At 72.3% G+C, this 12,499-nt stretch carries 10 protein-coding genes and 1 pseudogene; 7 read left to right on the top strand and 4 right to left on the bottom strand.

Features of this window, described 5'->3' with window-relative positions; all coding sequences use genetic code 11:
• Positions 1 to 57: 57 nt before the first annotated feature.
• Both ACFV6E_RS16955 and ACFV6E_RS16960 read right to left on the bottom strand, forming a co-directional pair.
• A pseudogene (locus ACFV6E_RS16955) lies at positions 58 to 441 on the bottom strand (hypothetical protein); the annotation flags it as partial.
• A gap of 1,361 nt (positions 442 to 1,802) precedes the next feature.
• The gene (locus ACFV6E_RS16960) at positions 1,803 to 2,768 is read right to left on the bottom strand and encodes an NAD(P)-dependent alcohol dehydrogenase (protein ID WP_385462334.1); all 966 of its coding nucleotides are present in this window, start codon (positions 2,766 to 2,768) and stop codon (positions 1,803 to 1,805) included.
• Between the two features lie 101 nt (positions 2,769 to 2,869).
• On the opposite strand from ACFV6E_RS16960, the gene ACFV6E_RS16965 reads away from it, so the two are divergent.
• Together ACFV6E_RS16965 and gcl are read left to right on the top strand one after the other, a co-directional pair.
• Positions 2,870 to 3,550 (top strand): TetR/AcrR family transcriptional regulator, encoded by a 681-nt coding sequence (locus ACFV6E_RS16965; RefSeq protein WP_385164775.1) that lies wholly within the window; start codon positions 2,870 to 2,872, stop codon positions 3,548 to 3,550.
• Positions 3,551 to 3,726: 176 nt separating this feature from the next.
• Entirely contained in the window at positions 3,727 to 5,538 is a 1,812-nt protein-coding gene (gcl, locus tag ACFV6E_RS16970; protein WP_385164772.1) for a glyoxylate carboligase, read from the top strand.
• A gap of 640 nt (positions 5,539 to 6,178) precedes the next feature.
• On the opposite strand, the gene ACFV6E_RS16975 is transcribed toward gcl, so the two are convergent.
• A complete protein-coding gene (locus tag ACFV6E_RS16975) occupies positions 6,179 to 7,072 on the bottom strand; it encodes a 2-hydroxy-3-oxopropionate reductase (protein WP_385462337.1) in 894 nt (297 codons plus the stop codon).
• 37 nt (positions 7,073 to 7,109) lie between these two features.
• On the bottom strand, positions 7,110 to 7,931 hold the full coding sequence (locus ACFV6E_RS16980) for a TIM barrel protein (RefSeq protein WP_385462340.1): 822 nt from the start codon (positions 7,929 to 7,931) through the stop codon (positions 7,110 to 7,112).
• A 113-nt stretch (positions 7,932 to 8,044) separates the two neighbouring features.
• On the opposite strand from ACFV6E_RS16980, the gene ACFV6E_RS16985 reads away from it, so the two are divergent.
• From ACFV6E_RS16985 to ACFV6E_RS17005, 5 genes are all read left to right on the top strand, one after another.
• Positions 8,045 to 8,305: a hypothetical protein gene (locus tag ACFV6E_RS16985; RefSeq protein ID WP_385462342.1), complete on the top strand. Its 261-nt coding sequence runs from the start codon at positions 8,045 to 8,047 to the stop codon at positions 8,303 to 8,305.
• Positions 8,302 to 8,670 (top strand): helix-turn-helix domain-containing protein, encoded by a 369-nt coding sequence (locus tag ACFV6E_RS16990; protein WP_385164762.1) that lies wholly within the window; start codon positions 8,302 to 8,304, stop codon positions 8,668 to 8,670. The genes ACFV6E_RS16985 and ACFV6E_RS16990 overlap by 4 nt, the downstream gene beginning before the upstream one ends.
• Before the next feature lie 207 nt (positions 8,671 to 8,877).
• Positions 8,878 to 9,810 carry a 2-oxo-4-hydroxy-4-carboxy-5-ureidoimidazoline decarboxylase gene (uraD, locus tag ACFV6E_RS16995; RefSeq protein WP_385462345.1) on the top strand — a complete coding sequence of 311 codons (933 nt, stop codon included), beginning with the start codon at positions 8,878 to 8,880 and terminating at the stop codon, positions 9,808 to 9,810.
• A gap of 5 nt (positions 9,811 to 9,815) precedes the next feature.
• Positions 9,816 to 10,751 (top strand): factor-independent urate hydroxylase, encoded by a 936-nt coding sequence (pucL, locus tag ACFV6E_RS17000; RefSeq protein ID WP_385462348.1) that lies wholly within the window; start codon positions 9,816 to 9,818, stop codon positions 10,749 to 10,751.
• 123 nt (positions 10,752 to 10,874) lie between these two features.
• Positions 10,875 to 12,254, top strand: a complete 1,380-nt coding sequence (locus ACFV6E_RS17005) for an 8-oxoguanine deaminase (protein ID WP_385164753.1) — start codon at positions 10,875 to 10,877, stop codon at positions 12,252 to 12,254.
• Positions 12,255 to 12,499 lie beyond the last annotated feature (245 nt).

Below are 12,499 nucleotides of genomic sequence, written 5' to 3' on the forward strand. Positions count from 1 at the left end.
TCGGCTTAGGTGACGGTGACGGTGACGGTGCGGGCGTGGGTCTGGGCCGCGGGCCGGTCAGCCGCCCGAGGCGGCGAGGTCGTCGGCGGAACCGTTGACCGGGCGCGGGGTGCCGGTGAGGTCGAGCACGAAGAGCGGGACGCCCAGCCGGTCGGCGCAGTCCCGGGCGTCGTCCGCGTACCCCGCGAGCGAGAAGTAGACGCAGCCCGCGGACTCGGTCATCGCCGTCAGCCACAGGCACTCGACGTCGCGCGGCGTCGCGGGGCGCACGGTCGGGTCGACCTGCGCCACGATGCCCCGGGCCGCCAGCCCGATCCCGGCCGGCGGCCGCTGATCCGCCCGCCGCACGTCCCGGTAACCGAGCCAGCGCAGGTAGAGCGCGGCAGTGGTGACGGCATCCCGAGCGGTCCTGATGGTGACGGGCCGGAAGCGGGGGCGAGGGGGCGGGGGGAGGACTTCGCCGGACGGACCGGCACCGTCGCCGGACGGACCGGCACCGTCGCGGGGTGAGCCGGCTCCCTCGCCGGGTGGCTGGGCTTCCTCGCGGGGCGGCTCGGCTTGCCTGCCGGGCGGCCCGGCTTCCCCTCCGGGCGGATCAACTTCCGCACCGGGCCGTACGGTTGCTTCGCCGGGCGGGCGGGGCGGTGCGCCGCGTGCGGCGGATTCGTGTGGAGGGGCGTCCGGCGCGCGCCGGGCGTCCGTGGTGCGACCGGCGTCGCGAGCCGGGTCGGTGTCCGGCGCGCGAAGGGCGTCCGCGGTGCGACCGGTGTCCCTGGCCGGGTCGGTGTCCGGCACGGCGCGGGCGTCCTGCGTGCTATGGGCGTCCGGGGCGCGACCGGTGTCCGGCGCGCGACGGGGGTCCGTGGTGCGACCGGCGTCGCGAGCCGGGTCGGTGTCCGGCGCGCGACGGGGGTCCGTGGTGCGACCGGTGTCGCTGGCCGGGTCGGTGTCCGGCACGGCGTGGGCGTCCTGCGTGCCACGGGCGTCCGCGGTGCGACCGGTGTCCCTGGCCGGGTCGGTGTCCGGCACGGCGCGGGCGTCCTGCGTGCCACGGGCGTCCGGGGCGCGCGCGGTGTCCGGCGCGCGACGGGCGTCCGAGGCCCGGCCGGTGTCCGGCCCGGGTGGGCAGCCCGGCGGTGAATAGGCCGTGGCGTCCGTCGTGGTGTCGCCCAGCGGCCACGTCGCCGCAGCTGCCCCCTCGTCCGCAACCGTCGCCTCGCTCGCCGACGTCCCCTCGCCCCGGCCCCCGTCGTCAGGCGACCCCTCGGAGTGGGTGTGGCCGTGTGGTGACCGTCGTCCCGGCTCGGCCACCGCGATGCGGAGGATCGTGCCGCAGGGGCAGCCCAGTTCCGGTTGGGGCCACTCGTGTGCGCGGCCGCAGGCGTCGCAGCGCACCGGTACCCAGTCGTCGTCCCAGGTGCGGTGCCTGACGGCGACCGGCGCGGCGTGCCGGTCGAGCGACGGCGCCACCGTCGCGCCGCACACGCAGGGGTAGGTCGGCGCGGCGTAGACGTGCTCGCGGCGGCAGGCCGGGCACCGCACCGGCACGCTCTCGGCCATGGCGCCTCCGTGACGGACGTCGGTCGGACAGCGTCCCCATCGTCCTCCAGCCGCGCCCCTCGCGGCAGCCGGACGCCGGAAACACCCTCCGGCCGCACCCGGAACGTCAGTGCTGCCGCGCGTATGAGACGAAGTGCCGCCAGGCCGCAGAGGCGACGGCGAGCTGCGGGCTCTGCCGCAGCTTGGAGTTCCCCCCGGCAAACCCCGTCCGACGGGCTGTGGTCAGCACGTCCGCGGATGTCCTACGCGACCCTGACCACGTACTTGCCCCGGACGCCGCCCGCCTCCAGCGCCCGGTGTGCCGCTGCTGTCTCCTCCAGGGGGAAGACCGTGTCCACCGCAGGGCTCAGCTTCCCCTCGACCGCATGGCGGGCGAGGTCGTCGAAGTCCGCCCGCGTGGGATTGCCGCTGAAGAAGCGCACCCGGCCGTGTCCGTGGACCGTGCTGGCCGCGAGGTAGCCGAGCGACGCGGCGGGCCGTTCCAGGTCGAAGGCGATGGTGACCATGCGTCCGCCGGGGTTCAGCAGGCGCCGGAAGGCCCTCAGGCCGGTCCCCGCGGTGTCCAGGACCACGTCGAAGCGGCCCAGTTCCGCCGGCCGCACGGTCCGGTGGTCGACGGCCTTGTGCGCGCCGAGCTCGCGGACGAAGTCGAGGTTGGCCGCGCGGGCCAGGGCCGTGACCTCGGCGCCGTATGCCCGTCCGAGCTGGACGGCGGCGTTGCCGACACCGCCCGCCGCGCCCCGGACGAGGAGTCGTTCGCCGGGGCGCAGCCCGGCTTTGTCCCGCAGCGCGGTGATGGCCGTGGTGGCCACCGGCAGCGCGGCGGCGTCCACCAGGTCAAGGCCGTCGGGGAGCCGGCCGACCCGCTCGGCGGGCACGGCCACGTACTCGGCGGCGCTGCCGAACCCGGAAGTGCGGCCCAAGATCCCCCATACGCGGTCTCCGGCCGCGAACCGTGTGACTCCGGCACCCAGTGCGGCGATCTCGCCGGTGAAGTCCAAGCCGACGCGCTTGGGGAATTTCCGCCCGCTGAGGAGGCGGAGGCGGCCGGCACGGGCTGCGAGTTCGCCACCGTTGACGCTGAACGCGCGCACTTTCACAAGGACCTCGCCGGGGGCCGGCTCGGGGCGTGGCACGCGGCCCGTGTAGAGCACATCGGGGCCGCCGTAGCGGTCGTAGAGCACTGCTTTCATCATGCGGTCGTTCATCGTTCTGCCTTTGCCGCCGGGGGGCCGTACAGGGGTCTGGATCGACCGTAAGCTCTTAAGTGGACGCAATCGTCCGCTTGGACCGGAAGCGAGAGACAGTGATGGCGGAATCCTCTCGGATCACAGCCCGGGACGGGGTGCGGGCGGACGCTCGGCGCAACCGGGAGCGCGTCCTGGTCGCGGCTCGTGCGGTCTTCGCGGAGCGCGGGATCGACGCCCCGATGGCGACCGTGGCCCGACGGGCCGGGGTCGGCGTGGCGACGCTGTACCGGCATTACCCGACCCGGGACGCTCTGGTGCGGGGCGCGTTCGCGCAGCAGATGGAGACCTGCGCGCGGGCGCTCACCGAGGCTCTGGCCGCCGCTGACCCGTGGCAGGGCTTCCAGCAGCTGGTCGAGACGATCTGCGCCCTGCAACGGGAGGAAGGCGGGTTCCCGGCCGCGTTCGTCGCGGCCTTCCCGGACGGCATGTCGGAACACGCGCAGTCCCGGCAACGAGCCGAGCGGGACTTCACGACCCTGGTGCGCAGGGCCCAGGCGTCGGGCGCACTGCGGGCCGATTTCCACCCTTCCGACCTCGCCGTGCTCCTGTTGGCTCACTGCGGTCTGGTGACCGCCCTACCGGATGACGGTGCGGCGTCCCGGCGTCTGGTGGCCTATCTGCTCCAGTCGTTCCGCGCCGACACGGCCAGCGAACCGCTGCCCTCTCCGGCTGCGCTGACACTGCGCAGCCTCCCGATGGCAGCTGACAGTCCCCAGGGGCAGCGGCCCCCCAGAACCTGACACGGAACGGCACCTGCCCCGGGCGCCGCCGCGTTCGTCGTCCCACCCTTGACGGTCATTCAGCCGCGTCCTACATTGCTTCCAGAATGTAGAAGTGAGATTCCACGATACGGAACCTACAGCTTCCCGCGGGGCGCGACGGGAGTGCGTACCGACAGCCGAAGCAGGAGTACTCCATGGCTCGTATGACCGCTGCCCGCGCGGCAGTCGAGATCCTCAAGCGCGAGGGCGTCAGTGACGCGTTCGGCGTGCCGGGCGCGGCGATCAACCCCTTCTACGCCGCTCTCAAGGCCGCCGGCGGGATCAGCCACACGCTCGCCCGCCATGTCGAGGGCGCCTCGCACATGGCGGAGGGCTACACCCGTACCCACCCGGGCAACATCGGTGTCTGCATCGGCACGTCCGGCCCGGCCGGCACCGACATGATCACCGGTCTCTACTCCGCCACCGGCGACTCCGTCCCGATCCTGTGCATCACGGGCCAGGCCCCGACCGCCGTGATCCACAAGGAGGACTTCCAGGCCGTCGACATCGCCTCGATCGCCAAGCCGGTGACCAAGATGGCCGTCACGGTGCTGGAAGCGGCCCAGGTGCCCGGTGTCTTTCAGCAGGCATTCCACCTCATGCGCTCCGGGCGCCCCGGACCGGTCCTCATCGACCTGCCGATCGACGTCCAGCTCACCGAGATCGAGTTCGACCCGGAGACGTACCAGCCGCTGGACGTCTACAAGCCCGCCGCCACCCGCGCCCAGATCGAGAAGGCGCTCACGCTCCTGAACGGGTCCGAGCGGCCACTGATCGTGGCCGGTGGCGGTGTCATCAACGCGGACGCCGCGGAACTGCTCGTGGAGTTCGCCGAGTTGACCGGTACCCCGGTCGTCCCGACGCTGATGGGCTGGGGCGTCCTGCCCGACGACCACGAGCTGAACGCCGGCATGGTCGGCCTCCAGACCTCGCACCGCTACGGCAACGCCACGTTCCTGGAGTCCGACTTCGTCCTCGGCATCGGCAACCGCTGGGCCAACCGCCACACCGGCAGGCTGGACGTCTACACGGCGGGCCGCACCTTCGTCCACGTCGACATCGAACCGACCCAGCTCGGCAGGATCTTCGCCCCGGACTACGGGATCGCCTCCGATGCCAGGGCCGCGCTCGAACTGTTCGTCGCGGTCGCCCGCGAGTGGCGGGCCGAGGGGCGGCTCCCGGACCGCTCCGCCTGGGCCGCCGCCGCCCAGGAACGCCGGGCGACCCTCCAGCGCCGTACACACTTCGACGACGTCCCGATGAAGCCGCAGCGGGTGTACGAGGAGATGAACAAGGCGTTCGGTCCCGAGACCCGGTACGTCTCCACCATCGGCCTCTCGCAGATCGCCGGTGCGCAGCTGCTGCACGTGTACCGGCCGCGGCACTGGATCAACTGCGGCCAGGCGGGCCCGCTGGGCTGGACCGTCCCGGCCGCGCTCGGCGTCGCCAAGGCCGACCCCGCGGCCCAGGTCGTCGCCCTCTCCGGCGACTACGACTTCCAGTTCATGATCGAGGAACTGGCGGTCGGCGCCCAGCACCGGATCCCGTACGTCCATGTCCTGGTGAACAACGCCTACCTGGGCCTGATCCGGCAGGCGCAGCTCGGCCTCGGCATCGACTTCCAGGTCAACCTGGAGTTCGAGAACGTCAACTCGCCCGAGCTGGGCGGCTACGGCGTCGACCACGTCAAGGTCGTCGAAGGGCTCGGCTGCAAGGCGATCCGCGTCACCGACCCCGGTGAGCTGGGCGCCGCCTTCGAGCAGGCCAGGAAGCTCGCCGCGGAGTACCGGGTCCCGGTGGTCGTCGAAGCCGTCCTGGAGCGGGTCACCAACATCGCGATGAGCCGGACCAACGACATCGGGGACGTCACCGAGTTCGAGGAGGTGGCGACCGAACCCGGGCACGCGCCCACCTCGGTCAGGCCCCTGAGGGCGACGGAGGCGGCGGAGGCGGCGAAGGTCTGACGGCCGGCGCCTCGCGGCACCGTGTCACCGCACAGATGAAGGGCGGCTCATCCGGTTCGGATGGGCCGCCCCTTTTTTCCTTCCCCCGTGTTCCCCCGTACCTTTCCCCCGTTGTCCGCCGTGCTGTGCGCGCGACGGCGCTTTCCCCCGTCATGAGGCCCGCCGCCCCCGTGCCGGCGGGCCTCATACGTCGAGAATGTGCCCGGAAGCGGGGTCAGTTGAAGCCTTCATCGCGGGTTCAGAGCTTGATTTGAGCATTCCGTAGACGGCGTACGCACCCTGGAGTACAGAGCACGGCCGTACTGGGACGAGTGCCTCTGGACTATGCACCAGGCACGCCGAAGGGCCGTTCCCCGTGCGGGGAACGGCCCGGACCGCGGCGGCCGCGAAGGCGCCGGAGGCCGTCTTCCCTCAGGTCGGGAAGGCGGGCCCGGCGCTTTCACCACCGCACTGGCTCGCACGCCGCCGCGGTCTCGTGCGGCGCCGGCCGGGAGGGCCGGCGCGGTCCACCCGGGCGGGCACCGGAACCACCCCTCATCCGGGTTCCGGGCCCCTCGGGCGGTCGGTTCCGGGCCGCGGCGGCGCCTGGGCGCGACAGGACAGGTGTCAGCGCCGCCACGGCCCGGAAGTCGGAGGGGAGTTACGCGACCGGGGCGCCGGACAGGCGCTCGACCGCGCGCAGCAGCGCCGAGTGGTCGAGGCCGCCGTCGCCCTGGGCGCGCAGCGAGGCCACGAGCTGGGCGACCACGGCGCCCACGGGCAGCGCGGCGCCCACGGAACGGGCGGCGTCGGTGACGATGCCCATGTCCTTGTGGTGCAGGTCGATGCGGAAGCCCGGCCGGAAGTCACGGGCGAGGAAGTTGTCCTTCTTGCGGGTCAGCACGGTGGAGCCGGCGAGGCCGCCGTTCAGGACGTCGAGCGCCGCCTTCAGGTCCACGCCCGACTTCTCCAGGAAGACCACGGCCTCGGCGCACGCCTGGATGTTCACGGCGACGATGAGCTGGTTGGCGGCCTTCACGGTCTGGCCCGAGCCGTGCGGGCCGCACAGCACGATGGTCCTGCCGAGCGCTTCGAGCACGGGCCTCGCCGCGTCGAAGTCGGCCTGCTCGCCGCCGACCATGATGGACAGCACGGCCTCGACCGCGCCCGCCTCGCCGCCCGACACCGGGGCGTCCAGGACCCGGATGCCCCTCGCCGCCGCGGCCTCGGCCAGGTCCACGGAGGTCTGCGGGGTGATGGAGGACATGTCGATCAGCAGCGTGCCGGACCCGGCGTTCTCCAGGATGCCGTCGGGTCCGTACGCGACCGCCTCCACCTGCGGGGACGCCGGGACCATGGTGATCACCACGTCGGCGTCGCGGACCGCCTCGGCGATCGAGCCCGCCGCCGTGCCGCCGGCCGCGGCCAGCCGGTCCAGCTTGTCCCGCTCCAGCGTGAAGCCGGTGACGTCGTACCCGGCCTTGATCAGGTTCTCCGACATGGGGGAGCCCATGATGCCGAGACCGATCCAGGCGATCTTGGGAAGGGTGCTCATGGTGGACTGCCTTTCTGGGTGTCTTCCGGCGGGGGCGTCAGCGGGGCAGCCAGTCGAAGGACTCGGCGCTCGGGCGGTCGCCCGGCTTGTACTCCAGGCCCGCCCAGCCGTCGTAACCCGCCTCGCGGAGCCGGTCGAGGAGGTCTTCGAGGGGCAGGGAACCGGTGCCGGGAGCGCCGCGGCCCGGGTTGTCGGCGATCTGCACGTGACCGGTCTTCGCGGCGTACCGCTCGATCACCGACGGCAGGTCCTCGCCGTTCATGGACAGGTGGTAGAGGTCCATGAGGAACCTGGCGTTGCCCAGCCCCGTGGCCTCGTTCACCTTGTCCACGACGGCGACCCCGGCCGGGGCGCTGACCAGCGGATAGCGCGGTGACTCCGGCGCGTTGAGCGTCTCGATCAGCAGGATCGCGCCGATCCGGTCGGCGGCGCGGGCCGCGAGCACCAGGTTCTCCAGCGCCAGCGCGTCCTGCTCGGCCGGGTCGACACCGTCGACGCGGTTGCCGTACAGGGCGTTCAGGGCCCGGCAGCCGAGCGACCCGGCGAAGCCGGTGGCGGCCTCGACGTTGGCGCGGAACCGCGCCGACTCCTCGCCGGGGACGGACAGCGCGCCCCGGTCGGGTCCCGGCAGTCGTCCGGCGTAGAAGTTGAGCCCTGTCAGCCGGACGCCCGCGTCCTCGATCGCCCGCTTCAGGGCGTCGAGTTCGGACCGCGCGGGGGCGGGGGAGTCGACCCAGGGCCACCACAGCTCGACCGCGGTGAAGCCCGCCTCGGCGGCGGCCGCGGGGCGTTCGAGGAGCGGGAGTTCCGTGAAGAGGATCGACAGGTTGACGGTGAAGCGCTGCTCTGCGAATCCCATGGGATCGACGCTCCTTTCCGTATTGCGGAAGTATCATTCTGCTTAATGGAAGACTGCCGTCGGGTCTTCCGGCTTGTCAAGAGGGTGCGGGGCAAACCCAGTAGGTTGAGCGCGTGCGATTGAAAGTGGAGTTCACGACCGAGCCCTTCGATCTCGACGAGGCGCCGCGGCACGCGCTCGTGGCCCGCGAGGTCATCGAGGCCGCCGACCTGGACGCCGTGGACGTCGGCCCGTTCGGCAACACCGCCGAGGGTGGCGCCGACGCGGTGCTCACCGCCGTCGACGCGCTGCTGCGCAAGGCCCTGGGCGCGGGCGCCACCCGGGTCTCGCTCCAGGTGAACGTGGTCGGCGCCGTGGGGGAGGCCGATCAGTGACCGGTGCCGGGGACGACCCCTTCGTGGCGGCGGTCAAGCCGCTCGTCGACGCCATGGGCGGCGAGCTGCTGCCGCCCGGCCAGGCGGGCCCGGACGACGTGGTGCTCTCCTGGGAGGGCGCCGAGGTGGTCGCCGTACGCCTGCCGCAGCTCGCCGATTCGCTGGACCGCATCCTGGCCGCCCTGGAGCGCAAGCGGGGCATGCCGCTGGCGGATCTCGACCGCAAGAGCAAGCAGGAGGTGGTCCGCACGCTCGAGGCCCGTGGCGCCTTCTCGGTGCGGCACGGCGTGGAGACCGTGGCCGGCGCCCTCGGCGTCTCCCGCTTCACGATCTACAACTACCTCAACCGCGAGAAGCAGTCCTGACGAGCGGCAGTCCCGCCGAGAAGCGGTTCTGACCTGCAAATACGTCAGTGTGTACGGCCGAGTTCGGGCCGCTTGGGGCCAGCCGCCGTCCGGTGTTCCGGGCGGCGGTCTTTGTTACCCGGAATTTTCAACAGACTGTTGACGCGGTGTTTTCGAGGGCGTTAGCTATGCGCAGCCCGTCCAGCACAAGGCCACGGAGGCTGACCCGTGACTTCGAGTACGACACCCGACGGCCTCACCCGGTTCAACACCCGCCACGAACAGGCGGCCCGCGCCGCCCTGAACGAGGTGTGCGCCTCGACGGCGTGGGTGAACGCCCTGCTCGCCCGGCGCCCCTACGCCACCGCCGACGCACTCTTCGCCGCCAGTGACACCGCCACGGCGCGACTGACCGCGGCCGGGCTGGCGGAGGCGATGGCCGGGCACCCGCCGATCGGACGGCCGAAGCCGGGGGATCCGACCTCCTCGCGGGAGCAGCGCGGCATGGCCGGCGCCTCCGCCGCACTCAAGGCGGACATGCTCGAACTCAACCTGGCCTACCAGGAGAAGTTCGGTCACGTCTTCCTCATCTGCGCCACCGGGCGGACCGGCGAGCAGCTGCGCGACGCGGTCAGGGAACGGATCGGCAACCCGCCCGAGCGGGAACGCGAGATCGTCCGCACCGAGCTGGGGAAGATCAACCGCATCCGGCTCGCCCGACTCGTCGAAGAGGACGCCCCAGAGATGAGCACCCCCGCCACCGCCTCCGTGTCCACGCACATCCTGGACACCAGCGCCGGCCGCCCCGCCGCGGGCGTCGCCGTCCACCTCGCGGCCCGCACCGGCCGGGACGCGGACTGGCAGGCACTCGGCGGCTCCGCGACCGACGCCGACGGCCGGTGCAAGGACCTCCCGGTCCCGCCGGCGGGCACGACCCACGTACGGCTCGACTTCGCCGTCGAGCCCTACTTCGAGAAGAAGCAGGCCGCCGAAGAGTCACCAGCCGAGGCGCAGCAGGACGCCCCCGCGAACCGGGACAGCGGTACGACCGGAGCGTTCTTCCCGGAGGTGACGGTCACGTTCGCCGTCGTACCGGGCGAGCACTACCACGTACCGCTGCTGCTCAACCCGTTCGGCTACTCCGTTTACCGAGGGAGCTAGCAGACATGACCGACCGTTTCCACCCTGCCCGCCCCGCCGTCCTGGGCCAGAACCAGTACGGCAAGGCCGAGAACCGCGTCGTCCGCATTACCCGCGACGGCGCCACCCACCACATCAAGGACCTGAACGTCTCGGTCGCGCTGAGCGGCGACATGGCGGAGGTGCACTACTCGGGCTCCAACGCGAACGTCCTGCCGACGGACACCACCAAGAACACGGTGTTCGCCTTCGCCAAGGAGCACGGCATCGAGTCCGCCGAGCAGTTCGGCATCCACCTCGCCCGGCACTTCGTCACCAGCCAGGAGCCGATCCGGCGGGCGCGGATCCGGATCGAGGAGTACGCCTGGGACCGCATCGCCGCCCCGGGCGGTGACGGGGCCGCGCACTCGTTCGTCCGCCAGGGCCGGGAGACCCGGGTCGCCCAGGTCACCTACGACGGCACGCGCTGGGAGGTCGTCTCGGGGCTGACGGACCTCACCGTGCTGAACTCGACGAACTCCGAATTCTGGGGCTACGTCAAGGACAAGTACACGACGCTCCAGGAGGCGTACGACCGCATCCTGGCCACCGACGTCTCCGGGCGCTGGCGGTTCAACTGGACCGGCGACGACCAGCCGATGCCCGACTGGGACGAGTCCTACGAGAAGGTGAGGAAGCACCTGCTCGAAGCGTTCGCCGAGACCTACTCGCTCTCGCTCCAGCAGTCCCTGTACCAGATGGGCGCGCGCATCATCGGCCACCGCGACGAGATAGACGAGGTGCGCTTCTCCCTGCCGAACAAGCACCACTTCCTCGTCGACCTGGAGCCCTTCGGCCTCAAGAACGACACCGCCGACGGAGCCGTCTACCTCGCCGCCGACCGCCCGTACGGCCTGATCGAGGCCACCGTGCTGCGCGACGGCTGCGAGCCGCTCATACCGGTGGACACCACCAACCTCTGACCCCGCCGGTGCCCCCGGCCCGCCGGGGGCATCCCCGGCATCGGCACCCGCGGCCGTCCGGCCGCGGCACTCAAAACCCCCGGGTCCTGCCGTGCCCGCAGAACGACACGCAAAGGACGCACCATGGCAGCAGCCGAGCGCATCGTCATCGAGAACTGCGCGATCGCGACCGTCGACGCCGACGGCACCGAGTACGCGTCGGGCCACCTGGTCGTGGCCGGCAGCCGCATCGAATCGCTCGGCGCGGGCCAGGCCCCCGAGGGTCTGGCGAACGTCGTGCGCCGCGTCGACGCGACCGGTCACCTGGTCACACCGGGCCTGGTCAACACGCACCACCACTTCTACCAGTGGCTCACCCGCGGCCTCGCCACGGACCACAACCTCTTCGACTGGCTCGTCGCCCTCTACCCGACCTGGGCGCGCATCGACGAGCCGATGGTGTACGCCGCCGCACAGGGCTCCCTCGCCATGATGGCCCGCGGCGGTGTCACCACCGCCATGGACCACCACTACGTCTACCCCGAGGGCACCGGCGACCTGTCGGGCGCCGTCATCCGCGCCGCCCGCGAGACCGGCGTCCGCTTCACCCTCGCCCGCGGCTCCATGGACCGCGGTGAGAAGGACGGCGGGCTGCCCCCGGACTTCGCCGTCGAGTCCCTCGACGACGCGCTCGCCGCCACCGAGGCGACCATCGACGCGCACCACGACACCGCCTTCGGCGCGATGACGCAGATCGCCGTCGCGCCCTGCTCCCCGTTCTCCGTGTCGACCGAACTCATGCGGCAGGGCGCCGAACTGGCCCGACGCAAGGGCGTCCGGCTGCACACCCACGGCTCGGAGACCGTGGAGGAGGAGAAGTTCTGCCACGAGCTGTTCGGCATGGGCCCCACCGACTACTTCGAGTCCACCGGCTGGCTCGGCGACGACGTGTGGATGGCGCACTGCGTCCACATGAACGACTCCGACATCGCCGCTTTCGCCCGCACGGGCACCGGCGTCGCCCACTGCCCGTCCTCCAACGCCCGCCTCGCCGCCGGGATCGCCCGCGTCCCCGACCTGCTCGCGGCCGGTGTCCCGGTCGGCCTCGGCGTCGACGGCACCGCGTCCAACGAATCCGGCGAACTCCACACCGAACTGCGCAACGCCCTGCTCGTCAACCGGCTCGGCGCCCATCGCGAGGCCGCCCTGACCGCCCGTCAGGCGCTGCGCCTCGGCACCCACGGCGGTGCTCAAGTCCTCGGCCGGGCCGCCGAGATCGGCTCCCTGGAGGCGGGCAAGCTCGCCGACCTGGTGCTGTGGAAGCTCGACACCCTGGCCCACGCCTCGATCGCCGACCCGGTGGCCGCGCTGGTCCTCGGCGCGGCGGCACCGGTCACGCTCTCCCTCGTGAACGGCCGCCCGGTCGTGGAGAACGGCCGGCTGCTGAACGTCGACGAGGACGCCATCGCCCGCTCCACCCGGGACGAGGCCCGGCGCCTCGCCCGTATCGCCGCGGAAGCCTGACGCGCCGCCGCGAGCGCACCCGGATCACCCAGATCTCCGGTCGAGGGGGACGGCCCTCGACCGGTGGCCGTGGACCCGAGCGGGGTGCACGGCGGCCGTCTCCGGAGGCGAGCACGGACGTGCGCGCCTCCGGAACGGTCTCTCGTCCCGGAGCGCCGGCCCGCCGGTCCCGGAGACGGACATCGTCCCGGTCCCTCCCCCCTCGCCCGGCCGCGCCCGCGCGGGGGACCCCTCAAGACCGCGCA

Origin of the sequence: Streptomyces sp. NPDC059785 (assembly GCF_042732375.1) — a bacterium.
Taxonomy (GTDB): Bacteria; Actinomycetota; Actinomycetes; order Streptomycetales; family Streptomycetaceae; genus Streptomyces.